Source organism: uncultured Aureimonas sp. (assembly GCF_913775355.1).
GTDB lineage: Bacteria > Pseudomonadota > Alphaproteobacteria > Rhizobiales > Rhizobiaceae > Aureimonas.
The window spans coordinates 1-23,906 of sequence record NZ_CAJYIU010000202.1; the positions used below are offsets into that span (position 1 = coordinate 1).

A 23,906-nucleotide genomic window follows, 5' to 3' on the forward strand; every position below is an offset into this window, starting at 1 on the left:
CGAGCTTGCCCCCGTCGCGCCCGTTCAGCACCACGTGCGCCCCGGCACGACCCAGCCCTTCGGCGAGCGAGAAGCCGATGCCCTGGCCCGAGCCCGTGACGAGGGCCATGCGGCCCGAAAGATCGAAAAGCTTCAACGACATGCCCGTCTCCCGAATGCGACGGCCGGCATGATACCGGTTTCGCGGCCCTCGCGAAGGAGGGGGACGGGCGGCCGGGCGGCGCGCACCGCCGCCCGGCCGCGTTGTCGGATCATTGAGCCGACAGCGAAGCGAAATCCTTGTCGAGCCGCGCCAGCGACGCGTTGATATGGGCGCGGCGTTCGCCGATCCAGGCGCCTTGCGCGTCGAGGCTCTGCCGGGCGGCGACGATCATCCGCTCGAGTTCGGCCGGCTGCGGGCCGCCGCTCGTGGCTCGGTTGCGCACGATCGCCGCCGGGTCGAGCGCGGCGCGGAATTCGGCCTCCGTCATCGGCAGCGCCTGCGGAAACGCCGTGCCCTTCACCGTCTCGGCGTAGATGCGCTGAGCGTCCGCGAACGGGAAGTCGAGCGGCTTGATGCCGTTCGCCCGCGCATAGGTCACGATCTCCGAGGCGACGTGATGGCCCTCGCGGAACGGCAGCCCGTGGTCGCGCATCAAGATGTCGGCGATCTCCTGCGAGGCCGTCCAGTCGCCGTTCAGCTCCTCCAGCGCCCGCTCCGGGCTGATCACGAGGCTCTTCAGCACCTTGTCGAGGCCGGCCAACGTCTCGACGCCCGCCGCCACCACGGCCGAGTTCGCCTCGACGTCCTTCGGGTCGTTCATGCCGGGCGTGATGTTGTGGGCTTGGAGGATCGGGCCGAGCGCCAGCGCGATCGCGGCGGAGGCGTCGCTGCGCGTCGAATTCAGGAGGCCGGGATTGCGCTTCTGCGGCATGGCGGACGACACGTAGGTGTTGCCGCCGCCCTCCTCGAGCAGGATCCAGGGCCGTGTCTGCGCATATTGCGTCATCACGTCCTCGATGAAATGCCCGGTGTGGAGGGCAATCGAGGTGACGATCGACCCGACTTCCACCGGATGCTCCATCGAGGAGATCTGCGAGGCGTCGTAGGCATTGTCGACGATGCCGGCAAAGCCGAGATAGCCGGCCATCCGGTCGCGGTCGAGCGGCCAGCCGGTGCCATTCAAGACCGTGGTGCCCATCGCCGAGCGGTCGACGCGGGCATAGGCCTCGCGGATGCGCGCGGCATCGCGCCCGAAGCCGGCGGCGTGTCCCAGAAGATAGTGCGCATAGCTGTTCGGCTGAGCCGCGACGCCGTTGGTGTAGTTCGGCACGATCGTCTCGCGATGCCGGTCGGCGAGGTCGACCAGCGTGCGCGTCGTGGCGTCGAGGCGCTCGGCCAGCGACAGGAGATCGTCGCGCAGGATCGCGGCGCGGTAGGTCGCGTGCATGTCCTGGCTGGAGCGGCCGGCATGCAGCAGCGTCACCTCGACACCGCCCGCCTTGACCAGGAGCGGCTCGAAGCTGATCACGGTCGAGGGGCGCTTGGCGCCGGGCACGGCCCCGTCGGCCAGCACCCTGGTGATCGCCGCGGCGATGCCGGGCACCTTGTCCCTCGGGAGCAACCCCGCCTCGCTGTTGATGACGGCGGTCGCCTTGTTCATCTCGCCGAGCCAGAAGAACTCGTCACGCCCGACCTCGGCGGCTTGGCCGAGACCGGGCACGAGGGCGACGAGGCCGAGGGCGAGCCCCGCGGCCCGAAGGGGAATGGCGGTCATGGCAGCTTTCCTTTGTGTGTGCGGGACGCCGGAGCCCCCGGCATGCGCTTTCATCGGAAGGGGGACGACGGGCGGCCGGAGCAGCCCGCGGCGTCTCCGGGGATCAGCGTCAGCACCTCGACCGCGCCCGTCTCGACCGCCCCGCGCGACCGCGCGTGTCGGTCGTTCGGCCAAGGCCTGAATCGCCAATGTCGAGCACAATGCGGATCGCGGTGCCCGTGCGAACGCCGGAGTCCGGCCCGTCGCGTGCCGCGAGCGGGGTCGTGGCGAACGCCATCGAGGTGCCGAAGACACCCGGCAGTCGCGCTGCCGCGATGATACCCTTGGTCATGATCGGCACCTCCCAATGCCGATCCGACCTCTAACCGCCCATCGCGATGATAAGCAAATCATATGAACTTGACGGGCGACCGACCGCCGCCCGCAAGGGCCCTCAGCCGAGCGCCCGCAGCACGGTGCTTGCGATCGCGTCGGTCCGGTCCTGTCCGGGGCGCGTGCCGATGCCGCTGGCGGTGGCCGCTTCCACCGCGCGCATCACGCCCGCCGCCGCCTCGCGCTCGCCGAGGTGCTCCAGCATCATCGCGCCCGACCAGATCGTCGCGATCGGGTTGGCGATGCCAAGGTGCGCGATGTCGGGCGCCGAACCGTGGACCGGCTCGAACATCGAGGGCGCCGTGCGGTCGGGGTTGATGTTGGCCGAGGCCGCAAAGCCGAGCCCGCCCTGGATGGCGGCGCCGAGGTCGGTCAGGATGTCGCCGAAGAGGTTGGAGGCGACCACGACGTCGAGCGTGTCCGGCGCCATCACCATGCGCGCCGCCATCGCGTCGATGTGGTAGGGCGTCACCTCGACGTCGGGGTAGTCGGCCGCGATCGCCTTCGTCATCTCGTCCCAGAACACCATCGTGTGCTTCTGGGCGTTGGACTTCGTCACCGAGGCGAGCTTGCCGCGCCGCGCGCGGGCCTGTTCGAATCCGAAGCGCAGGATGCGCTCGACGCCGACCCGCGTGAACACGGCCGTCTCGACCGCCACCTCGTCAGGCGTGCCGACATGCACCCGGCCGCCGGCGCCGGAATACTCGCCTTCCGTGTTCTCGCGGATGCAGAGGATGTCGAAGCCTTGCCGGCGCAAGGGGCCCTCGACGCCCGGCAGGAGCCGGTGCGGACGGATGTTGGCGTATTGCCGGAAGGCCTTGCGAATCGGCAGGAGGAGGCCGTGCAGCGAGACGGCGTCGGGCACGGCAGCCGGCCAGCCGACGGCGCCCAGCAGGATCGCGTCGAAGCCCCGCAGCGTCTCGATCCCGTCCGCCGGCATCATCGCGCCGGTCTGCCGATAGAAGTCGCAGGACCAAGGAAAGCGGGTCGCCGAAAGCTGGAAGCCATGCAGTGCGCCCGCGCGCTCCAGCACCGTCCAGGCCGCATCCACCACGGGCAGGCCGATCCCGTCGCCGGGAATGAGCGCGATGCGATATGTCGTCATGGGCGTCCTCGTGCGAACGGTCGGCGGAAGTTCTTTCCTAGCTGCAGATCACCGGGGTTGCGAGGCGGGAAAACCGCCCCTGTCGCTGCAGCGCCCGATATCGTAAGCCGGGTCACATCACGAGGAGAGCCGTCCGCCATGAGCGACCCGATCATCATCCGCACCGACACGCTGACGGTCGCCGTCGATCCCCTCGGCGCGGAACTCTCCAGCATCCGCGGACGCGACGGCGTGGAACTCCTCTGGCAGGGCGGCACGGCCTGGACGCGTCGGGCGCCGGTCCTGTTTCCGATCGTCGGACGCCTGACGAGCGACACGCTGCGCCACGACGGCGAGGCCTACACGATGACGCAGCACGGCTTCGCGCGCGACCGCGAGTTCCGCGTGGCGGAGGCGAGCCCCACGCGCGTCGTGATGCGCCTCTCCGACGACGCGGCGAGCCGCGCGATCTACCCGTTCCCCTTCCGGCTGGAACTCGTCCACGCGGTCGAGGGCTCGACGCTCACCGTCGTCGCCGTCGTCGAGAACCCCGGCCCCGGCACCCTGCCCTTCGGGTTCGGCGCCCATCCCGGCTTCCGTTGGCCGCTGGTCGACGACGTGCCGAAGGCGGATCATGTCGTCGTGTTCGACGCCGACGAAGCGCCCGAGGCGCTGTCGGTGGTCGGCGGTCTGCTCGGCCCCCCGCGCCCGATCCCGCTCATGGGGCATACACTGCCTTTGTCCGAAGCGCTCTTTGCCGACGACGCGCTGGTGCTGCCGGACGTCCGGAGCCGTTCGGTGCGCTACGCCGCGCTGCGGCCCGACGGAAGCGAGGCGCGCGCGCTCGCCTTCTCGTGGGAGGGCTACCCGGACCTTGGCATCTGGTCGAAGCCCACCGGCGCACCGTTCCTGTGCATCGAGCCGTGGCTGTCGATGGCAAGCCCCGTCGGCTGGGACGGGGAGTTCAGCGAAAAGCCGGGCGTCGTGAACCTGGCGCCCGGCGAAAGCCGGACCATGACGTGGCGCGTCACGGTCTGACGAGGCGTCCGTGCGTTAGCGCGCCGGCGTGAGCGACGCCTGCGCGGGTTCGGACTGCGAGACGCGCCAGATCGTGTTGGACAGGTCGTCCGCGATCAGGAGCACGCGCTTCTCGGGATCGAAGGCGACGCCGACCGGCCGGCCGCGCGCCTGCCCGTCCGCGGTCAGGAAGCCGGTCGCGAAATCCACCGGCTTGCCCGCCGGACGCCCCGCCTCGAAAGGCACGAAGGCGACCTTGTAGCCGGACAGGTCCTCACGGTTCCAGCTGCCGTGCTCGCCGATGAAGGCGCCTTGCGCGAACGGGCCGCCGAAGCCGCCGTCGCGGGCGAAGGAAAGCCCGAGCGCGGCGACATGCGAGCCGAGCGCGTAGTCCGGCGCGATCGCCGTCTCGACGAGGTCGGGCCGCTGCGGCTCGACGCGCGGATCGAGATTCTTGCCCCAGTAGCTGTAGGGCCAGCCGTAGAAGGCGCCGTCCTTCACCGAGGTGAGGTAGTCCGGCACGAGCTGGGGCCCGAGTTCGTCGCGCTCGTTGACCACCGCCCAGAGCGCGTTGCTCGTCGGCTCGATCGCGAGTGCGGTCGGGTTGCGGATGCCGCGTGCGATGGTGCGCGCGGCGCCTGACGCGCGGTCGATCTCCCAGACCACCGCGCGCTCCTCCTCGACCGTCATCCCGCGCTCGCCGACATTGCTGTTGGAGCCGATGCCGACATAGAGCTTCGAGCCGTCGGCGCTCGCCGCGAGCGACTTTGTCCAGTGATGGTTGATGGCGGAGGGGAGCTTCGTCACCTGCTCGCCCGGCGCGGTGATCTCGGTCTGTCCTTCCTGATAGGGAAAGCGCGTCAGGGCGCCCTGCTCGGCAACGTAAAGGAACCCGTCGACCAGGGCGAGCCCGTAGGGCGCGTCGAGATTGTCGATGAGGACGGTGCGGACCTCGGGCTGGCCGTTATTGTCGGCGTCGCGCAGGAGGGTGATGCGGTTGCCGCCGCTGCCGCTCGAATTGCCGCGCTTCTTGATGACGCCGGCGATGACGTCCTTCGGGCGCAGCGCCGGCGCATGGCCGCCGCGCCCTTCGGCCACCAGCACGTCGCCGTTCGGCAGCACCAGCATCTGGCGGGGGATCGACAGGTCGCTCGCGAAAGCCGAGACGGTGAAGCCCTGCGGCACCGTCGGCACCTCACCGCTCCAGGCGGTGGGCGTCGCGATGTTCATCGGCGGCACCAGCGTCTGGCGCACCGCCGGCAGGTCGGGCTGCGCGCCGGTCTGGTTCAGTGCGGGATCACTGCCCTCGCACCCCGAAAGGGCGAGCGTGGCGAGAAGGGCGGTCCAGAGAGCCTTGGTCATCGCACGATCTCCGTCGCCTGCGCCCGGGAAAAGAACATCCAGCCGGCGACCAGCGCCAGAAGGGTCGACACGGCGGAGAGCGCGAGGCCTGTGGTCCCGACCGAGCTCCATCCGTCCTGCGCGTGGTGGAAGGCGTTGACGAGGCCGACCGCGAACAGGGCGGCCAGCACCAGGAGATAGGCGAGGCGCCTGACGCCGCCCGGCCGTCGGATATGCCGCAGCCAGCCGGCGAGCGCGAAGAGGACCGTCAGGCCCGTGAAGACCAGAGCCCCGGCGATCGCCCAGCTGGCGAAGTTCGTCCACTGGATCTCGGCGCTGCCGAGATAGGCGGCGTCCGCGGCGAGCGCCGTCGAGAACAGGGCGACGGGAAAGCTCAGGACGATTCCGTGCAGCCCGCTCGCGGCGGAGCTCGGCGGTTGGGTGATGGTCGACATGGGGCCTGGTACTCCTTCAACGCGCGGCAGCCGGGAACCGGCCTCCGGCGACCGGGAGACCGGAGCGCGGCGACCGCGCTTGCCGGAAGAGGTACCGCCCGAACGAGGTTTGGCGAGGTCGGCCGATCGATGGCCGGGCGTCGATCGCCGGTCGAGACCCCGGCCACAGCCCCTACCCTTCCTCGCCGGGCCACCTGCCGCAGGGGCGCCGGAGCCTTCGCAACCGGGAGATCGGCGGCCGGCCTGCGACACGACGTCCGCGCGCCTCGAAGGCCCCCGCCCGACAGGATCCGCGCTTGCCCGCCACTCGCATCGACACCCGCCGGGGCTGGATCGGCGACCGCCGCATCGTCCCAGACGGTCGAGAGACGCTGCGACGGGCTGGAGGAATGGGTGTGTCGGTTAAGGTCGAGCGGCTATAGTCCCGGCCGCCGGAGGGGTCCGGCCGGAGGGACCATCGCTTGCGCCCATCGACCATCCTCGTCGCCGCGACGCTTGCGGCGGCTAGCCTGACGGCCGGCGCGGCGCGCGCCGAGGAGTCCTCGCGCGCCGTGATCTGCGCGGTGATCGACCGGGCCGCGGCGACCCACTCGCTGCCCGCCTCGTTCCTCACGCGGCTGATCTGGCGCGAGAGCAGCTTCCGGCCGCAGGCCGTCAGCCGCGTCGGCGCCAAGGGCATCGCCCAGTTCATGCCGGCGACCGCCAGCGCGCGGGGCCTCACCGACCCGTTCGACCCGGAGGCCGCGATCCCGGCCTCGGCCTCCTACCTGTCGGAACTGCGCGGCAGCTTCGGCAGCCTCGATCTCGCGGCGGCCGCCTACAATGCCGGCCCAGGCCGGATCGCGCGCTGGCAGAGCGGCGAAGCGAGCCTGCCCGACGAGACCCGCGCCCATGTGCGCTTCGTCACGGGCGCCAACCTGACGGCCGACGCGCGGGATGGCGACGCCGGGCGGCACGCCGACACCGGCGCCAACTGCCTCGCGACGCTCGCCGCGATCCAGGCGTCGAACCCGCGCGAGACGCGCAGCGCGCTGGCGGAAGCGATCGCGCCTTGGGGCGTCCAGCTCGTCGCCGGGCCGAACAAGGCGCGCGCGCTCGACGACTACCGCGCCCTGCAGGGCCGCGTCGGCGCGCTCCTCACCGGACACCAGCCGACCGTGATCACGACGCGGCTCGGCGGGCGCGGGGCAAGGTCCTACTATCGCATCCGCGTCGCCTTCGACGACCGCGCCTCAGCCGACCGCCTCTGCCGGCGCATGCGCTCGGGCGGCGCGGCGTGCCTGACGGTGCGCAACTGAGGCGACGGGGGGCGATCGACCGGCATCGGCGGCCACAACCTCCGGTCCTTCGATAGATAGGTTGTTAACCACACATCAATGTTACCCCGGCAGGATGCAACTTCGACGCGGCTGGCGCGTGCGAAGGGGGAAGACATGGGTTTCGGATTGTTCCACCGCGCGCACGGCGCCAGCGCCCAGATGGCGCTCGAGGGCCTCAACGCCAACGTCATGCTCGCCGACGCGGACCTGCGCATCACCTTCGTCAACCAGGCGCTGACCAAGCTCCTGAAGGAAGCCGAGGCCGAGCTTCGCAAGGAACTGCCGAACTTCTCGGTGGCGACCCTCATCGGCAGCAACATCGACATCTTCCACAAGGCCCCGGCGCACCAGCGCAAGCTTTTGGCCGCGCTGCAGTCGCGCTACAGCGCCACGATCCGCGTCGCCAACTGGAGCTTCGACCTGATGGTGACGCCGATGCGCCGCGACGGGCGGCTCCTCGGCTTCAGCGTCGAATGGGCGGACGCCAAGGAGCGCCTCGCCAACATCGATTTCACGGCCCAGATCGCCGCGATCAATCGGTCGCAGGTCGTCATCGAATTCCGCCCCGACGGCACGGTGCTGACAGCCAATGCCGCCTTCCTGAAGGCCTTCGGCTATCAGCTGTCCGAGATCGCCGGGCAGAACCATGCGATGTTCCTCGACGGCGCCCAGCGTTCCGGTGAGGGCTACCAGAGGTTCTGGGACGAGCTGCGCGCCGGCCAGTTCCAGAGCGGCGAGTTCAAGCGCGTGGCCAAGGGCGGCGAGGCCGTCTGGATCCAGGGCTCCTACAATCCGATCCTCGACGGCAAGGGCCAGGTTGCCAAGATCGTGAAGTTCGCCACCGACGTGACGCCGCGCATCCGAGCCGTCAGCCAGATCGGCGGGGCGCTCGGCGCGCTCGCGGAAGGCCGGCTCGACCAGCATCTCGCGACGCCCCTGACGCCCGAACTCGACCAGCTGCGGCTCGACTACAACCGCGCGCGCACGACGCTGCGCGACACGATCGTCGAGGTCCAGAACGCCTCCAACCGCATCGCCGAGGGGATGACCGAGATCTCGGTCGCCGCCGGCGACCTCGCCCAGCGCACCGAGCAGCAGGCCGCGGCGCTGGAAGAGACATCGGCCGCCATCGGTCAGGTCAGCCAGGGCGTGCGCGAGACGACGACCGAGGCAACGCAGGCGCAGAAGACGGCGAGCGTCGCGCTCCGCAATGCCCAGAAGGGCGAGGAGATCGTCGCCTCCGCGGTCAAGACGATGGGTGTGATCAAGCAGTCGTCCGACATGGTGGGCAAGATCATCGGGGTGATCGACGAGATCGCCTTCCAGACCAACCTCCTTGCCCTGAACGCGGGCGTGGAAGCGGCGCGCGCCGGCGAGGCGGGGCGCGGCTTTGCGGTGGTGGCGCAGGAGGTGCGCGGTCTCGCCCAGCGCTCGGCCGAAGCCGCCAAGGAGATCAAGGACCTCATCCAGGCATCCGGCCAGCATGTCGAGGCGGGCGTCGAGCTCGTCACCGCGACCGGCCGGAGCATCGAGGAGATCGTCGCGCAGGTCGGCGAGATGAGCCGCCTCGTCAGCGCCATCGCCCAGAAGGCGCAGGACCAGTCGATCAGCCTGACCGAGGTCGCGACCGCCGCCAACCAGGTCGACAAGGTGACCCAGCAGAACGCGGCGATGGTGGAACAGACGACCGCCGCCACCAAGACGCTGATGGCCGAGACGATGAACCTGTCGGAGCGGGTCGGAACGTTCCGGACCGACGGCGAGCGCGAAAGCGCGCACGCCGCCCAGCCCGCCAGCCGCGCGCCCGTGCGCCGCGTGGCCGGCGGCCGGCACTGAAAGGCGCGGCAGCGCCTCAGGCGGCGGGCGCGAGCACGCGCTCCACCGCGTCGTGGAACAGGGCCCGGCGCTTGCCGGCCCGCTTGCCCGCATAGAGCGCCTCGTCGGCCTGGCGCAGGAGGATGAGCGGGTCGGTGCTGTCGCCGGGCGCGAGCGACAGGCCGACCGTCGCGCTGACGAAGGCTTCCTGGCCGCTCCCGAGCGCGATCGGCTTCTCGATCGCCGCGATGAAGCGCCGCGCAAGGGCGTTGAGCCGGCCGCGGTCGCCGCGACCCGAGAACAGGAGAAGCGCGAACTCGTCGCCGCCGAGCCGGGCCACCGTGTCGCGCTCGGCGACGAGTTCGCGCAGGCGCGCGGCGACCGTGCACAGCACCTTGTCGCCTTCGGCATGGCCGTGGCGGGCGTTGACCGCCGTGTACCCGGCGAGATCGAGATAGGCGATCGCGAACGGGGCGCCGCCCTCGCCGAGCGCCCGCGCAGCCGTATCGAGCCGCTCGAACAGGAGGACACGGTTGGGAAGGTCGGTCAGCGCGTCGTGCGTCGCGCGATGGACGCTGGCCGCCACGATCCGGGCGGACGAACGCACCTGTCCGATCCCGGTCCAGATCAGGAGCGCAAAGGCGACGGCGACCGCGAGCCAGATCGGGATGGCGACCCGCAGGAGGTCGTCGCCCGGCCGCTCGCCGTCCCAGGCGAGGCTCGCGATCGTGCGGCCATCGGGGTCGACGATCGGTGCCACAGCCGGGCCGGCCGCCGACGCCGGTGCGACGCGCAGATGCGCCAACGGGTAGGCGCGTTCGAACTGGGTGAGCGTCCTTTCATCGAGCGCATCGACGAGGATGAGGACGTGTCGCCCCGCTTCGGCCGGCTGGTCGTTCTCGTTGCGACGGATGATGGCCGCCGCCACGATCGCGGGACCTGCCGCGCTTTGGAGGAGCCCGGACGCCGCGCCTTCACCCGTGGGCGAGATTGCCGCCCGCACGACGGCATCGACGCCCTCCGGCAGCATGGTCGATACCGAGGACGAGACGCGTTCGCCGTGGTCGGCCGTGTAGTCGGCCTTGCCATCCGGACCCACTACCAGCGCCATGTCGAAACCGTAGTGGCTGGACGACCAGAAGCCGATATTCTCGTCGCTCCAGGCAAGATCGGGCTCCGTGACGAGGTTCTGGTAGGCCTCTTCCCAGGTGCCGTAGTCGAGCGCGATCTTGCGCATGTATTCGCCGCGCATCGCGAGCGCGCTGCGCACGAGCCGGAGCTCTTCGCCCTCGGCCGCGCTCGTCTGGTGCGCGGCGACGACCCACACCGCCGCCAGAAGGCCGACGAGAAGCAAGGCCACCAGACCGATCATCGGCAGCAGCACGCGTCGAACGAGGTGGGTGTATGCCTTTTGCGAGGCGATCATGTCGGACCTTCGGCGTTTCTCCGCCCAAGCTGGCGGATCCTGCCGAAGGATCGGTAAGCGGCCGGGGAATTTCCCCCGGCCTGGTGAATCGATGCTTGCGGAATTCGATCGCTATTCGGCGGCCGGACCGCCGTTGACGGCCTGACCCGGCGTGTTGGACGAACCCGCGCTGTTCGTCGGGCCGTCGCCGCTGCCGGTCCGCTTGCCCGCGGTCGGGTTGCAGGCGGCGAGCGACAGGGCGGCCCCGACGATCAGCACGCCGCGCGCGATGGAGGACGCGCGCGCCATCATGACGGGTGCGCCTCGGTCTCGTCCTCGCCCTCGAGCCCGAGCTTGGGCGCCAGGCGCTCCGCCTCGGCCTCGTCGACCATCACCGGACGGCCGCTGTCGTCAGGGAGGCCGCCGGCACTTTGTCCGATCGACGCGTCGCGCGGCCGGTCGTTCGCCCCGTCCGTGATCTTGGGATGGTTCATCGGATCAACTCCATCTTCGATGTGCGCTGAACGCATGAAGCGCCGGGTTGGATGTTGGGTTGTTTCGTCGCGGGGGGTGGGCGGGCCCGGGAACCGGTCCTCGCTTTGGAGACGATGAGGTCACCGTCCCGCACCTCGACAGGGCCGGCGCGAGGGAGCACCTGTCGGCCATCGCGCGGCCCCCTCTGCCGCCACCCGTTCCGGCGTCAGGAGATGCCCCATGAAGTCCATCGGTTTTCTGTCCTTCGGCCACTGGTCGCCCTCGGCCCGCTCGGCCACGCGCTCGGCCGCCGACGTCCTCCTCCAGTCGATCGATCTCGCGGTCGCCGCGGAGGAGCTCGGCGCGGACGGCGCCTATTTCCGCGTCCACCATTTCGCCCGGCAGCTCGCTTCGCCCTTTCCGCTCCTGGCGGCGGTCGGCGCGAGGACGCGCCGCATCGAGATCGGCACCGGCGTCATCGACATGCGCTACGAGAACCCGCACTACATGGTGGAGGATGCGGGCGCTGCCGACCTCATCGCGGGCGGGCGCCTGCAGCTCGGCCTCAGCCGCGGGTCGCCCGAGCAGGTGATAGACGGCTGGCGCCATTTCGGCCACCTGCCGCGCCCCGGCGAGAGCGACGCCGACATGGGTCGGCGCCATGCCGAGACGTTCCTCGATCTCCTGCGCGGCGAGGGCTTCGCCGAGCCGAACCCGCGCCCGATGTTCCCGAACCCGCCGGGGCTCCTGCGCCTCGAGCCGTATTCGGATGGCCTGCGCGAGCGGATCTGGTGGGGCTCGGCGTCGGACGCGACCGCGGTCTGGGCGGCGCAGCAGGGCATGAACCTCCAGAGCTCGACGCTGAAGGCCGACGAGACCGGCGAGCCGTTCCACGTCCAGCAGGCCCGGCAGATCCGCGCCTACCGCGCGGCCTTCGAGGCGGCCGGGCACCAGCGGCGGCCGCGCGTCTCGGTGTCGCGCTCGATCTTTGCGATCGTGAATGACCTAGACCGCGCCTATTTCGGCGGCGACACGTCGCACGACCAGGTCGGCGTCATCGACAACATGCGTGCCGTCTTCGGTCGCTCCTACGCCGCCGAGCCCGACCGTCTGGTGGACGAGCTGCGGCGCGACGAGGCGATCCGGGAGGCCGACACGCTGCTCCTGACGGTGCCGAACCAGCTTGGCGTCGCCTACAACACCCATGTGATCGAGGCGATCCTGACCCACGTCGCGCCGGCGCTCGGCTGGCGCTGACGCTCGCTACTCGAAGATCGGGACGTGGGGCGCCGCGTCCCGCGGCAAGAGGCCGGCAAGACGCGGATCGTCGTTGATCTCGACCTCCTGGCCAACCGCGATGAAGCCTGAGCGCGCGTAGAAGGCGAGCGCGCGCGGGTGGTCCATCGTGTTGGTGTGGAGCCAGAGGCGCGTCGCGCCGGACGCGAAGGCGTGGGCGATCGCGTGGTTCATCAGGCGGCGCGCGGCGCCGGTGGCCTGGCGCGCGGTGGTGACACCGAAATACTTGATCTCGCAGTCGCCCCCGCCGCCCGACCAGTCGAACTCGAGAAGCCCTTCGAGACGCCCGCCGACGCGCTCGCCGAAGACTTGGCACTGCGGGCTCGCGAGCTGCGCCTCCAGGGTCTCGCGCGCCATGAACAGGCGGGTGAGCCAAAGGTAGTCCTGCCCGACGCGGCGGAAGAGGTCGAGATAGTCGTCCGCCGGGATGCCGCTGAGCGACACGACTTCGCCGTCGAGCCCCGCCGGCACCGGGCGGGGCGGGGCGGGCGCGCGCATTTCCAGCGTGGTGGCGATCGCCGCGATCTTGCCGCGGCCGATCGGGGTGAAGCGGGGCGTCTCGCTCATGGCGGGTCCTCGGGAACGTCCGTGATCGCGAGCCGGATGCCATGCGGCCGATGGCCGGGCAAGGCGTGGCGCAACAAAAAAGACCCGCGCCGGTCGCCCGGCGCGGGTCTCTCTGTCTCACGTGAAACGGGCGGCGCGAGCCGCCCGGATCGAAGCTTACTCGGCGTCGCGCTTGTTCATCGCGGCGGCGAGGATGTCGCCGAGCGACGCGCCCGAGTCGGTCGAGCCGTACTGCGCGACGGCTTCCTTCTCTTCGGCGATCTGCAGCGCCTTGATCGACACGCCGACGCGGCGCGCCTTCTTGTCGAACTGCGTGACGCGCGCGTCGACCTTCTGGCCGACCGAGAACTTCTCGGGGCGCTGGTCGTCGCGGTCGCGGCCGAGGTCGTTGCGGCGGATGAAGGCGGAGTACTCAGTGTCCACGATCTGGACCTCGATACCGCCCTCGTTCACCGACGTGACCTCGCAGGTGACGATCGCGCCGCGGCGCAGGTCGCCGGCCTCGGGGGCCGAGGTGACGGCGTCGCCGCCGACCTGCTTGATGCCGAGCGAGATGCGCTCCTTCTCGACGTCGACGTCGAGAACCTGGGCGCGCACGGTGTCACCCTTGTTGAACTCGTCGATGACCTGCTCGCCCGGACGCGACCAGTCGAGATCCGACAGGTGGACCATGCCGTCCACGTCGCCCTCGAGGCCGATGAACAGGCCGAACTCGGTCTTGTTCTTGACCTCGCCCTCGACGATCGTGCCCACCGGGAACTGGTCGCGGAACGCTTCCCAGGGGTTCTGGAGCGTCTGCTTGAGGCCGAGCGAGATGCGGCGCTTGACCGGATCGACCTCGAGCACGACCACTTCGACTTCCTGCGAGGTCGAGAGGATCTTGCCCGGATGGACGTTCTTCTTGGTCCAGCTCATCTCGGAGACGTGGATGAGGCCCTCGATGCCCGGCTCCAGCTCGACGAAGGCGCCGTAATCGGTGATGTTGGTCACGCGGCCCGAGACCTTCACGCCCATCGGGTACTTGACGCCGATGCCTTCCCAAGGGTCGGCTTCCAGCTGCTTCATGCCCAGCGAGATGCGGTGCGTCTCCTGGTTGATGCGGATGATCTGCACCTTCACCGACTGGCCGATCTGGAGGATCTCGGTCGGGTGGTTGACGCGGCGCCAGGCCATGTCCGTCACGTGCAGCAGGCCGTCGATGCCGCCAAGGTCGACGAACGCACCGTAGTCGGTGATGTTCTTGACCACGCCGTCGACGATCTGGCCTTCCTCGAGGTTCTGGACGATCTCCGAACGCTGCTCGGCGCGGCTCTCCTCGAGGACCGTGCGGCGCGAGACGACGATGTTGCCGCGGCGCTTGTCCATCTTGAGGATCTGGAACGGCTGCGGGGTGTTCATCAGCGGGCCGACGTCGCGGATCGGACGGATGTCGACCTGGGAGCGCGGCAGGAAGGCCACGGCGCCGTCGAGGTCGACCGTGAAGCCGCCCTTGACCTGGTTGAAGATCTGGCCTTCGACCTTCTCGCCGGCGTTGAACTTGACCTCGAGCTTGACCCAGCTCTCCTCGCGGCGCGCCTTGTCGCGCGACAGGACGGCCTCGCCCAGCGCGTTCTCGATGCGCTCGACGTAGATGTCGACGACGTCGCCGACCTTCAGGGTGGTCTCGCCGCCCTTCTGGCCGAATTCCTTGAGGGCGACGCGGCCCTCGACCTTCAGACCGGCGTCGATGACGGCCATGTCCTTCTCGATCGCGACGACCGTTCCCTTGACCACGGCGCCTTCGGCGACATCGTTCTCATGGAAGGACGCTTCGAGAAGCGCGGCGAAATCGTCGCGCGAAACTGCTGCGTTGGACATTCGTTCTCCTTGGGACCCCGCCTCTATCCGAGGCTCGGGGCATCGCGCCGGGGGTTCGTCGCTACGGGGCCGTCCGGCCGGTTCCGCCACCGGCCACGCCCGCGCTTTGCGGGAGGGCTGGCGGCACGGAGCCGTGACGCTTCAGGGGCGACAGGTCCGTTTCGGCGCGAGGAACCGGCGGCCGGCGGTGAAGTCTCGTGTTCCGGAACGCATGCGCGCCGCCCGGCACCGGCCCTTGAAGGGTTCGGCGTTGGACGGCTCGGCGCTACGATCCGCTCCGGTGATGTGGCGACGCGTCGACGATCCGACAAGCCGCCCGGAACGCGTCCTCTATATCGAGTTCGCTCGTGTCCAGCAAGGCGGCGTCGGGGGCGGCTTTGAGCGGGGCGGCGGCCCGGCCCGAATCGCGCTCGTCGCGCGCGCGCACCTCCTGGAGGATCGTGTCGTAATCGACGCTGCGCCCCTTGGCGACGAGCTCGGCGGTGCGGCGGCGGGCGCGCACCTCGGCCGAGGCGGTGACGAAGATCTTCACCTCGGCCTCAGGGCAGATCACCGTCCCGATGTCGCGCCCGTCCAGGACTGCGCCGCCCGACCGGCGGGCGAAGCCGCGCTGGAACTCGGTGAGCGCCGAGCGCACGGCCGGGTGCACCGCAACCCGCGAGGCAAGCTCGCCCGCCTCGCGGCCGCGCAGCGATCCGTCGTCGAGGATCGCGGGATCGAGCGCGCGCGCCACGGCGCCCATCGCCTCGCCGTCGTCGAGGTCGAGACCGCGCTCCGCCGCCACCCGTCCGATCGCCCGGTAGAGAAGGCCGGTGTCGAGATAGGCGAAGCCGTAATGGTCGGCGAGGCGCTTGGCGATCGTGCCCTTGCCGGCCGCCGCGGGCCCGTCGATCGCCACCGTGAACCCCATGCGCCCGCGCCCTTCCTCGTTCGCCGTCCCGGCATCCGTTGTGAAGCCTCGGGCGCCGAAGCTCAACGGATCGTCGCGCTGCCCGGCGAATTTCCCCATCAGCGCGAAGACGGCGCCGAGAACGCGGCCGAGCACGAAGGGGATGGTGACGAAGAACAGGATCGCGGCGATCGAGCCGAGGAACCAGACCAGCGACAGCGCAGCCGACAGCGTCCCGCTGCCCGTCGCGGCCTGCCATTCGGCGAGGTCCGAGCCCGACAGGCGGAACGCAAGGGCCACAGCCAGGACCAGCGGCCAGACGAGCTTGGGCACCGCGACGCCCGCGACCGAGCGACCGCCGGCATCGGCCCGTGCCCGCAGGCGCCCGGCGAACGAACGCGCATAGATGAAGGCGAGCGGCGAGAAGAAGAGAACCGCGAGAAGGCCGGCCAGCCAGCCGTTCACCGGGCGGCCGGCTCCAGGACGCCGCCGAGGCCCGTCACCAGCCCTTCGAACTCGGGAAAGCTCGTCGCGATCATGGTCGCGTCGTCGACCGTCACCGGCTTCTCCGATGCGAGACCCATGACGAGGAAGCTCATGGCGATGCGGTGGTCGAGATGGGTCTCGACCGTCCCGCCGCCGAGGCCCCGGCCGTCCGGGCGCCCGGTGACGGTGAGCCAGTCCGGCCCCTCCTCATGGGCGACGCCGTTGGCGGCGAGGCCCGCGGCGACGGCCGCGAGACGGTCGGATTCCTTGACACGCAGTTCCTCCAGCCCCTCCATCCGCGTCACCCCTTCCGCAAAGGCGGCGGCGACGGCGAGCACCGGATACTCGTCGATCATCGAGGGCGCGCGGGCGGCCGGCACCGAGACGCCGCGAAGCGCGGAGTGGCGCACATGAAGGTCGGCGACGTCCTCGCCGCCCGACAGACGCGGATTGAGGATCTCGATGTCGGCGCCCATCTCGCGCAGCGTCTCGACGAGGCCGGTGCGGGTCGGGTTCATCAGCGCGTTCTCGATCACGACGTCCGAGCCCGGCACGAGAAGCGCCGCGACGACGAGGAAGGCCGCCGAGGACGGATCACCCGGCACCACGAAGTCCGGCACGCCCTTCAGTTCGCCCTGGCCCTCGAGGCGGATGGTGCGCACGCCGGCGCCGTCGGTCTCGACCGAGACCTTGGCGCCGAAGCCCTCCAGCATCTTCTCGGTGTGGTCGCGCGTCATCACCGGCTCGATGACGGTGGTGACGCCCGGCGTGTTGAGGCCGGCGAGCAGCACCGCCGACTTCACCTGCGCCGAGGCCATCGGCACGCGATACTCGATCGGGGCGGCGACGCGCGGGCCCCGCAGCGACAGCGGGAGGCGGTCCTTGGAGCGGGCGAGCACCTGGACGCCCATCTCGCGAAGCGGGTCGAGGACCCGGCCCATCGGACGGCGCGACAGGGACGCGTCGCCGACGAAGGTGGTGGTGAACTCGTACGGGCCGACGAGGCCCATGGTGAGGCGCGAGCCGGTGCCCGCGTTGCCGAAGTCGAGGACGCCCTCCGGCTCGAGCAGTGCGCCGTTGCCGGTGCCGTCGATCACCCAGGCGTCGCCCTCGCGCTCGATCCGCGCGCCCATCTGGCGCATGGCCCGGCCTGTGGCCAGCACGTCCTCGCCCTCCAAGAGCCCGGTGACGCGGGTGCGGCCCGACGCGAGGCCGCCGAACAGGAAGGCGCGGTGCGAGATCGACTTGTCGCCGGGAACCCGGACGCGGCCCCGGAGGGCGCCGTCGCGCCGGCTGGTCAGGGGGCGGGGATCGGAAGCGTGGGCGGTCATGGCATCCTCGGGAGGCTTCGGCAGGCGGCGGCGGGCGCCGGGGTCTTCGGCGCAACGCCCTAACATGCGCGGTCCGGGGCGTCACGCACGACGCGCGCCCGCCCTCCGGCAGTCTTTGACAAGCCGGGCCGCAGGACGCTAAGGGACCACCGATTTTTCGGCGGGAACGATCGGCCGTCGCCCGGTTTCTCCCAACGACCCTCGAACGGCCGCTTCCACGGCCCGCCCCTCCCCCGTCCGCGAGGCCCCCAATGGCAAAACCCGAACTCGGCACCAAGCGCATCGACCCGGAAACGGGCCGCAAGTTCTACGATCTCGGCAAGGACCCGATCGTCTCGCCCTTCACCGGCAAGAGCTATCCGCTCTCGTTCTTCGAGACCGTCAAGGCGCCCCCGCGCGCCTCGCGCATCAAGGACGAGGAAGAGGAGGAGCAGGAGGTCGAGGTGACCGAGGTCGCCGACACCGACGAGGAGACCGTGTCGCTCACGGACGTCGCCGAGGACGAGGACGGCGGCTCGTCGAGCGACCTGCCGAACGTCGACGGCAACGAGGATGACGACGTCATCGACGACGAGGACGATTCCGACGACGACGACACGTTCCTCGCCGACGACGAGGACGAGGACGACGACATGACCGACATCATCGGCGGCGGTCGCGACGACGAGGACGATGCCTGATCGGGCAGGGAACTCCGGTTCTGCGGGGGCGGCGAGGGAAATCCTCCCGCCCCTTCTTTTTTCGCTTGCGCTCCCGTCCGCATTGTCATACCTAGCCGCCACACCGGTCGCGGGGCCAGCCCAAGGGTCCCGACACGATGTCCGCCGCAAGGCGGCGATGGGGCCATAGCTCAGCTGGGAGAGCGCTACAATGGCATTGTAGAGGTCAGCGGTTCGATCCCGCTTGGCTCCACCACTCTTATCCGGCCGCATTACTTCCAAGCTGAACAGACCGTCCCGCCCGCTGCCGCACCTTGCGTCGCCGGGCTTTCTGCCGTTCGGGTCACACCGCGCGACCGGCTTTCCCGCCGGCCGGGTTCGTCCTATGAGGGCGCGGCCCCTACGAGGGCCAGGGCGGCCGGGGGGGGCGCGGCACCAGACCCGGCGCCAGCCGGATGGGGGATGACTTGGGTTCGTCGAATGCCGCTGCGCCCTGGGGCTATCTCGCCCTCCTGACCATCTGGCCGGTGGCGCTCGGCGTCGCATACGGGATGTCGCGCTGGCGTCCCGGCCCGGCGACCGCGATGGCGCGCCTCGGATCGCTCGACGGCGTGCGCGGGTTCCTGGCGCTCGCCGTGATGGCGCATCACTTCCGCATCGCCTGGACCTGGCGGCTCACCGGGCGCTGGGAACTGCCGGCGGAAACGCTCTTCAAGAATCTCGGCCCGGCCGGCGTGATCGTGTTCTTCATGATCACCGGCTTCCTGTTCTGGGGCAAGCTGGTCGATGCGAAGGGGCGCCTCGACGTGCCGCGCTTTGCGATTGCGCGCGTCTTCCGGATCTATCCGGCCTATCTCCTGTCGCTCGCCGGGATCGCGGCGCTCTCGTGGGCGGCAGCCGATACGGTCTCGGCGCTGCCCGCACCGGAGGCCCGGAGCAGCCTCTGGACCTGGCTCACCTTCGGCTTTTCCCCCGACATCGGCTTTCGCGGCACGCCGGAGGCGCATCTCATCAATGCCGGCGTGATCTGGACCCTCCAGTACGAGTGGGTGTTCTACGCCGCCCTGCCCGTCCTCGGCCTCGTCCTCCTCGCGCTGCGGCCGGGCGGCACGGCGCGCGTCGCGGCCCTCGTGATCGTCGCGGCGCTGATGAGCCTCGTCCCCGCCGCCCCGATCGACTGGTTCCAGTGGCATATCGCAGCCGGCTTCGCCTACGGCGCGCTGAGCTCGGAGGCGCTGCGCGGGCGAGCGCTCGCGCGCGCGCTCCGCGGCCGGGCGGCCGCGATCCTCGGTCTCGCTGCGCTTGGCGCCATGCTGGCGCTTCCCGGCTATCCGTTCGGAGCGCTCGCCTTTCTTCTCCTGTGGATCCCCTTCTCGGCGGTGGCGGCCGGCAACACGATGTTCGGCACGCTCGCCTCGCGCCCGGCCGTCGCACTCGGCGACGCGAGCTACAGCCTCTATCTCTTCCACGGCCTGTTCGTGTTCATCTTTTTCCGTGTGGTGCCGGTGGAGGCGCTCGGCCACGCCGCGGTCTGGCTCGGCCTGCCGCTCGTCGCCGCCGCTGCGAGCGCCTTCGCGCTTCTCTGCTTCCGCCTCGTCGAAGCGCCGTCGATGGCCGCGGGCCGACGGCTGGCCGGTCGCGGCCGCTCGCCTCGGCCGAGCGAGGAGGTCGCACCCTGAGGCAGGCACGACGCGGGCGACGGCCCGGCGGGGTCGATCCGCCCCGACAGACGACGCTGCAAAATCACGGTCGCCCTGCCGCGGCGTGGGCCTTGCCAAGGCAGAAATCCGACATAGCGTCGATCCCGGTTGCCAAACGACTTGTAAAACCGTAAGCATTGGCGATCGAACTTTGTCGGTCGATCCCTTTTTTCAGCACGACGCTGACTGAACGATCCTCTTCTGCACTGTCGATTTCTGCATCGCTGCGCACTCGGCGCCGCGAGCAATCCACTTTGTCTGAAGGGACACTGTCATGCCGAACGGAACCGTCAAGTTCTACAACGACACCAAGGGCTTCGGCTTCATCGCGCCGGACGAGGGCGGCAACGACGTCTTCGTGCACGCCACGGCGCTCGAGCGCTCCGGCATGCGCGGCCTCGCCGAGGGCCAGAAGGTCAGCTTCGAGGTCGTCGCCGACCGTCGCTCGGGCAAGAACGCCGCCGAGAACATCAAGGCCCTCTGATCCGAGGCCGCCCCGCGTCGCGCGGGGATCGGTCGTCGATCATCGCAAGCATTCGAAAGGCCGGGCATCGCCCGGCCTTTTCTCGTTCATCCGCCCTGCCCTCCGGCGCGGGACGCCCTTTGCCGATCGGGCACCGCCGCTTAGAAGGTGGACGCGAAGCCGGGTGTGATCCGGCGCGATCTGCGGGGAGCCTCCGACCCATGCCCATTTCCGACGATACGATCCGCGTGATGGCCGGCGCGGTGATGAAGCTGCAAGCGCAGCTTCAGGCGCAGGACCTTCTCCTGCGCGGCCTTTATGCCGAGCGCGCGCTGCAGCGCGGCACCTTCCCGCAGGAGGCGGCCGAGGAGGTGCTGGGGCTCGGTGCGTCGCTGCCGTCCGACCCCGAGGACTTCGAGGGCCATGAACGGCACCTTGCCGACGTGCGCGCCGCCCTCAGCGCCTTCGCGATGACCCTCAAGGCGCAGCTCGACGAAGCCCGCGTCTGAAGGAAGCCAGCCGACGCCGCGTCGGCGCCGGCCGCCTGTGTCCGATCAGACCACGGTGCCGAGGGTCTCGTCCGCGTCGCGATCGGGATCCTCGTCCGAGGGCGTCGCATCCTCGTCCACCGTCAGGCCCGTGCCGCCGGTGCCGCCGGGGCCCGTTTGCGGGGTGCCGTTGCCGGGGTTTTCCGAGGTCTGGTCGATCGGCTGGCGACCGATGTCGCCGATGCCGCCGCCGTGCCCGGCCTCGTCCCGTTCGCCACGCTCTTTCACGTCTGCCATGATGGTTCTCCTTTCGAAGGGAGACGTTTTGCCGTCGATCCCGTTCCGGCGATTCATTTCGGCGCGACACGATCGACTTGGAATGCGTGCCGCCTATCTCTCTTCCCGTGTGTGGGAGGCTTCGATGAAACGTCTTCTGGTGCTGGGCGCCGCCCTTCTCGGACTGTCGGGCTGCGTGTCGGAATACCCCGTCTACGACGACTATCCGGTCTACGAGCCGCGCCCGCGCATCTATGATCCGCGGCCCGTGGTCGTCTACGAGGACCGCTACCGGCCGCGGCCGATCTATCGCGACCGCGATCCCTACTGGCGCGACGACCGGCGCTACGGCCGCTACGACCGCCCGCGCTACCGCGAGGACACCCGCCCCTATTACGGCCGCCCCGGCTACGATCGGCCGGGCTACGATCGGCCGCGGCGGGACTACGACCGGCCCGAGCGCGTCGGCTACGACCGGCCCGGCCGCCCGCCGCGCGTCGCGCCCTCGGCCCCGAACGATGGTCGTCGCTACGATCCGTCCCTCGTCCGTCCAGCACCGGGCGCACAGCCGGAGATCAACGCCGGCCGCGCCTTCGGCGGGCGCGCCCTGCCGGCGCCCGGCAGCGGTCCGCGGCCCTACATCCCGCCGCAGCCGGCGGACTGACCGCCGGCACCCTGCGCTGGTGCATCGGTGCCCGGCGCCGGGTTCGGTGCCCGGCCCGCAGGAGGCGGGCGGCGTTCCGCGAGCCTATCCGGTCCTCGCCGTTTGACCGCTTCGCCGGTCGAGGCACCCACCCGGCATGTTCCGTGGGGGTTGGAGCGCGTCCGCCACCACCGTCGCGTGTCGCGCGATCGCCGTGTCGCGGTCGCGCGATGCAACGAGCGACGGGGGTCCTTCGACCCAGCGTGGCGCGCAGGTCGCGATGGCCGATCCAGCCTCGCGCAACGCATGCCCTCGTGCCGACGCATTCGGTGTGTCATATTGGCCTCACGGAAACGAGAGCAGAGCGTGAAGCATGGCCGTTGGGGGATCGGTTCGACGGCGCGTGCGCCTTCGTCATGCGGCGGCGCTGACTGCCGGACTTATGGGCGTCGCGCTCGGCACGACGGCCACGGCGCGTCCCGAAACGCGAACGCTGCGGATCTACCATATCAACCTGCACGAGAGCTCGGAGATCACCTTCAAGCGTGACGGCAAGTACTTGCCGGACGGTCTGAAGAAGGCGAACTGGGCGCTGCGCGACTGGCGCCGCAACCAGCCGACCACGATGGACCCGCGGCTCCTCGACCTCCTCTGGGAAGCCTACCAGAAGAGCGGCTCGCACATGCCGATCCACGTGATCGGCGGCTTCCGGGCACCCGAGACCAACAAGATGCTGCGCTCGCGCTCGGCCCATACGGGCGTCGCCGAGCACTCGCAGCACATGCTCGGCAAGGCGGTCGACTTCTTCATCCCCGACGTGCCGCTCGCCAAGCTGCGCGAGATCGGCCTCAAGATGCAGATCGGCGGCGTCGGCTTCTATCCGCGCTCCGGCGCGCCCTTCGTGCATTTCGACGTCGGATCGGGACGCTACTGGCCGCGCATGAGCCGGCAGGAGCTGACCCGCATCTTCCCCGACGGCAAGACGATCCATCTGCCAGCCGACGGCAAGCCGCTGCCGGGCTATGCTGCGGCGATGGCCTCCTACAAGCAGCGCAAGGGCGCGTCCGAGCTGATGGTGGCGGATGCCGGCTCCACCGCGCCGCGCCGCTCGTTCCTGGCGACGCTGTTCGGCGGCGGGCGCGACGAGGCCGAGGACGAAGCGGAGGCGAGCGACGCCCCGCTGCTCGCCAAGAAGGCCGCACCGCCGGCCCCGGCCCCCGAACCCGTTCCTGCCGCCGCCGCACCGCCGAAGGCGAAGCCGCCCGAACTGCCGCCGGGCGTGGCCATGGCCGATGCCGGCGCGTTCGACGCCTCCGCCCCGAAGAAGAGCGCCGAGGTCGTGGTCGCGGCCCTCGCGACGCCCGAGCGCGTGCCGCTGCCGACCCACGCCCCGGCCCGCGCGCCCGAGCCGGAGGCACCGAACCCGATCGACGCCGTCCTGGTGGCGGCGCTCGCCGAGGAGGCCGACGGCGCGAGCGCGCTGCCGCACGGCATTCCGATGCCGCACGAGCGGCCCGCACTGCCGGGCGCCGCGTCCGAGATCGCACAGGAGATCGCGGCCGCGACGCCGGCTGCGCCCGCCGCCGCTCCGGCCCTTCTGGCGGCCGCCTACGCGCCGGAAACGTCGGCCAGTCTCGCACGCGCGCCAATGCCGCAAGCCCGTCCGCCGATCCTCGAGGCTTCGCTCGACCGCCGCGCCGCGGCTCCCGCCGCCCTGCCGACCGCCTCCAGCCTTGCCGCCAAGGTGCGCGGCGGCCGCGTCGCAGGCGCCGCGCGCGCCGAAAAGCGGGCGCATCAGTCGCGTCCGTCGGGCTCGCAGACCGCGATCGCCGCCCTTCTCGCCGATCCCGAACGTCGGGCACTGGAACAGGCGCCTAGCCTGCCGAGCGCCGACAAGCTGGTGGCCGAGCGCCCGCACGACGTCCTCGCCCTCGGTTTCGCCCCGACCGGCGCCAAGCCCGGCAGCGCGGCGCATTTCTCGGGCCGCGCCGTCAACTTCCTGCCGGTGCGCCACATCGACTGACGGACGTCACGCCGCGAGCGACATCTCGCGCGTCGCCACGCGCGCGAGAAGCGCGCGGTCGTGGCTGATCGCGAGGATCCCGAGGCCGCGCTCGGCCGCAAGGGTCATGAGCACCTGCCAGATCTCGGCCTGTGCGATCGCATCGAGCGGGGCGGAGATCTCGTCCGCGACGAGAACCCGGACGCCCGG

25 protein-coding genes, 1 tRNA gene and 1 pseudogene are annotated in these 23,906 nt (G+C 70.5%); 11 read left to right on the forward strand and 16 right to left on the reverse strand.

Going from position 1 to position 23,906, the window contains the following annotated elements; translation table 11 throughout:
- The 4 genes from QZ753_RS12480 to QZ753_RS12495 form a co-directional block, all read right to left on the reverse strand.
- Nucleotides 1-142, reverse strand: a 142-nt coding sequence (locus QZ753_RS12480; RefSeq protein WP_367171513.1) for an SDR family NAD(P)-dependent oxidoreductase, incomplete at its 3' end; no start/stop codon positions are given.
- Between the two features lie 109 nt (nucleotides 143-251).
- Entirely contained in the window at nucleotides 252-1,757 is a 1,506-nt protein-coding gene (locus tag QZ753_RS12485) for an argininosuccinate lyase (RefSeq protein ID WP_294644131.1), read from the reverse strand.
- Between the two features lie 109 nt (nucleotides 1,758-1,866).
- Nucleotides 1,867-2,088 (reverse strand): hypothetical protein, encoded by a 222-nt coding sequence (locus QZ753_RS12490; protein ID WP_294644132.1) that lies wholly within the window; start codon nucleotides 2,086-2,088, stop codon nucleotides 1,867-1,869.
- 102 nt (nucleotides 2,089-2,190) lie between these two features.
- Complete coding sequence (locus QZ753_RS12495) at nucleotides 2,191-3,234, reverse strand: tartrate dehydrogenase (RefSeq protein ID WP_294644133.1); 1,044 nt, start codon at nucleotides 3,232-3,234, stop codon at nucleotides 2,191-2,193.
- A 138-nt stretch (nucleotides 3,235-3,372) separates the two neighbouring features.
- On the opposite strand from QZ753_RS12495, the gene QZ753_RS12500 reads away from it, so the two are divergent.
- Complete coding sequence (locus tag QZ753_RS12500; RefSeq protein ID WP_294644134.1) at nucleotides 3,373-4,251, forward strand: aldose 1-epimerase family protein; 879 nt, start codon at nucleotides 3,373-3,375, stop codon at nucleotides 4,249-4,251.
- A gap of 15 nt (nucleotides 4,252-4,266) precedes the next feature.
- Here the strand turns inward: QZ753_RS12500 and QZ753_RS12505 are convergent, their stop codons facing one another.
- Together QZ753_RS12505 and QZ753_RS12510 are read right to left on the reverse strand one after the other, a co-directional pair.
- Nucleotides 4,267-5,592, reverse strand: a complete 1,326-nt coding sequence (locus tag QZ753_RS12505) for a sorbosone dehydrogenase family protein (RefSeq protein ID WP_294644135.1) — start codon at nucleotides 5,590-5,592, stop codon at nucleotides 4,267-4,269.
- Entirely contained in the window at nucleotides 5,589-6,026 is a 438-nt protein-coding gene (locus QZ753_RS12510; RefSeq protein ID WP_294644136.1) for a DUF2231 domain-containing protein, read from the reverse strand. Before QZ753_RS12510 ends, QZ753_RS12505 begins: the two co-directional genes overlap by 4 nt.
- A 461-nt stretch (nucleotides 6,027-6,487) precedes the next feature.
- Between QZ753_RS12510 and QZ753_RS12515 the strand changes: the two genes are divergently transcribed.
- Complete coding sequence (locus QZ753_RS12515; protein WP_294644137.1) at nucleotides 6,488-7,324, forward strand: lytic transglycosylase domain-containing protein; 837 nt, start codon at nucleotides 6,488-6,490, stop codon at nucleotides 7,322-7,324.
- A 135-nt stretch (nucleotides 7,325-7,459) separates the two neighbouring features.
- A complete protein-coding gene (locus tag QZ753_RS12520; RefSeq protein WP_294644138.1) occupies nucleotides 7,460-9,181 on the forward strand; it encodes a methyl-accepting chemotaxis protein in 1,722 nt (573 codons plus the stop codon).
- 16 nt (nucleotides 9,182-9,197) lie between these two features.
- On the opposite strand, the gene QZ753_RS12525 is transcribed toward QZ753_RS12520, so the two are convergent.
- The 3 genes from QZ753_RS12525 to QZ753_RS12535 form a co-directional block, all read right to left on the reverse strand.
- Nucleotides 9,198-10,586 (reverse strand): diguanylate cyclase, encoded by a 1,389-nt coding sequence (locus QZ753_RS12525; protein WP_294644139.1) that lies wholly within the window; start codon nucleotides 10,584-10,586, stop codon nucleotides 9,198-9,200.
- A gap of 111 nt (nucleotides 10,587-10,697) precedes the next feature.
- Nucleotides 10,698-10,877 (reverse strand): hypothetical protein, encoded by a 180-nt coding sequence (locus QZ753_RS12530; RefSeq protein WP_294644140.1) that lies wholly within the window; start codon nucleotides 10,875-10,877, stop codon nucleotides 10,698-10,700.
- A complete protein-coding gene (locus tag QZ753_RS12535; RefSeq protein ID WP_294644141.1) occupies nucleotides 10,874-11,059 on the reverse strand; it encodes a hypothetical protein in 186 nt (61 codons plus the stop codon). The genes QZ753_RS12530 and QZ753_RS12535 overlap by 4 nt, the downstream gene beginning before the upstream one ends.
- 220 nt (nucleotides 11,060-11,279) lie before the next feature.
- On the opposite strand from QZ753_RS12535, the gene QZ753_RS12540 reads away from it, so the two are divergent.
- Entirely contained in the window at nucleotides 11,280-12,296 is a 1,017-nt protein-coding gene (locus QZ753_RS12540) for an LLM class flavin-dependent oxidoreductase (RefSeq protein WP_294644142.1), read from the forward strand.
- A 6-nt stretch (nucleotides 12,297-12,302) separates the two neighbouring features.
- Here the strand turns inward: QZ753_RS12540 and QZ753_RS12545 are convergent, their stop codons facing one another.
- The 4 genes from QZ753_RS12545 to aroA all read right to left on the reverse strand — a co-directional run bounded on the left by QZ753_RS12545 (nucleotide 12,303) and on the right by aroA (nucleotide 17,465).
- On the reverse strand, nucleotides 12,303-12,902 hold the full coding sequence (locus tag QZ753_RS12545; protein WP_294644143.1) for an N-acetyltransferase: 600 nt from the start codon (nucleotides 12,900-12,902) through the stop codon (nucleotides 12,303-12,305).
- 156 nt (nucleotides 12,903-13,058) lie between these two features.
- Entirely contained in the window at nucleotides 13,059-14,759 is a 1,701-nt protein-coding gene (rpsA, locus tag QZ753_RS12550; RefSeq protein WP_294644144.1) for a 30S ribosomal protein S1, read from the reverse strand.
- Nucleotides 14,760-15,024: 265 nt separating this feature from the next.
- Nucleotides 15,025-15,669 carry a (d)CMP kinase gene (gene cmk, locus QZ753_RS12555; RefSeq protein WP_294644153.1) on the reverse strand — a complete coding sequence of 215 codons (645 nt, stop codon included), beginning with the start codon at nucleotides 15,667-15,669 and terminating at the stop codon, nucleotides 15,025-15,027.
- A 440-nt stretch (nucleotides 15,670-16,109) separates the two neighbouring features.
- Nucleotides 16,110-17,465, reverse strand: a complete 1,356-nt coding sequence (gene aroA / locus QZ753_RS12560) for a 3-phosphoshikimate 1-carboxyvinyltransferase (RefSeq protein ID WP_294644145.1) — start codon at nucleotides 17,463-17,465, stop codon at nucleotides 16,110-16,112.
- Nucleotides 17,466-17,716: 251 nt separating this feature from the next.
- Between aroA and QZ753_RS12565 the strand changes: the two genes are divergently transcribed.
- The 3 genes from QZ753_RS12565 to QZ753_RS12575 all read left to right on the forward strand — a co-directional run bounded on the left by QZ753_RS12565 (nucleotide 17,717) and on the right by QZ753_RS12575 (nucleotide 19,803).
- Nucleotides 17,717-18,145, forward strand: a complete 429-nt coding sequence (locus tag QZ753_RS12565; protein WP_294644146.1) for a TIGR02300 family protein — start codon at nucleotides 17,717-17,719, stop codon at nucleotides 18,143-18,145.
- 159 nt (nucleotides 18,146-18,304) lie between these two features.
- Nucleotides 18,305-18,380, forward strand: a tRNA-Ala gene (locus QZ753_RS12570).
- Between the two features lie 211 nt (nucleotides 18,381-18,591).
- Entirely contained in the window at nucleotides 18,592-19,803 is a 1,212-nt protein-coding gene (locus QZ753_RS12575) for an acyltransferase (protein ID WP_294644147.1), read from the forward strand.
- Nucleotides 19,804-19,867: 64 nt separating this feature from the next.
- Here the strand turns inward: QZ753_RS12575 and QZ753_RS12580 are convergent, their stop codons facing one another.
- A complete protein-coding gene (locus QZ753_RS12580) occupies nucleotides 19,868-20,056 on the reverse strand; it encodes a hypothetical protein (RefSeq protein WP_294644148.1) in 189 nt (62 codons plus the stop codon).
- Between the two features lie 42 nt (nucleotides 20,057-20,098).
- On the opposite strand from QZ753_RS12580, the gene QZ753_RS12585 reads away from it, so the two are divergent.
- Nucleotides 20,099-20,308 carry a cold-shock protein gene (locus QZ753_RS12585; RefSeq protein WP_090963262.1) on the forward strand — a complete coding sequence of 70 codons (210 nt, stop codon included), beginning with the start codon at nucleotides 20,099-20,101 and terminating at the stop codon, nucleotides 20,306-20,308.
- Between the two features lie 200 nt (nucleotides 20,309-20,508).
- A complete protein-coding gene (locus QZ753_RS12590; RefSeq protein WP_294644149.1) occupies nucleotides 20,509-20,796 on the forward strand; it encodes a hypothetical protein in 288 nt (95 codons plus the stop codon).
- Between the two features lie 45 nt (nucleotides 20,797-20,841).
- On the opposite strand, the gene QZ753_RS12595 is transcribed toward QZ753_RS12590, so the two are convergent.
- Nucleotides 20,842-21,072, reverse strand: a complete 231-nt coding sequence (locus QZ753_RS12595) for a hypothetical protein (protein ID WP_294644150.1) — start codon at nucleotides 21,070-21,072, stop codon at nucleotides 20,842-20,844.
- 124 nt (nucleotides 21,073-21,196) lie between these two features.
- Between QZ753_RS12595 and QZ753_RS12600 the strand changes: the two genes are divergently transcribed.
- Nucleotides 21,197-21,715 (forward strand): hypothetical protein, encoded by a 519-nt coding sequence (locus QZ753_RS12600; RefSeq protein ID WP_294644151.1) that lies wholly within the window; start codon nucleotides 21,197-21,199, stop codon nucleotides 21,713-21,715.
- A gap of 382 nt (nucleotides 21,716-22,097) precedes the next feature.
- Nucleotides 22,098-23,717 (forward strand): DUF882 domain-containing protein, encoded by a 1,620-nt coding sequence (locus tag QZ753_RS12605; protein ID WP_294644152.1) that lies wholly within the window; start codon nucleotides 22,098-22,100, stop codon nucleotides 23,715-23,717.
- A 6-nt stretch (nucleotides 23,718-23,723) separates the two neighbouring features.
- On the opposite strand, the pseudogene QZ753_RS12610 reads toward QZ753_RS12605, so the two are convergent.
- A pseudogene (locus tag QZ753_RS12610) lies at nucleotides 23,724-23,906 on the reverse strand (ABC transporter ATP-binding protein); the annotation flags it as partial.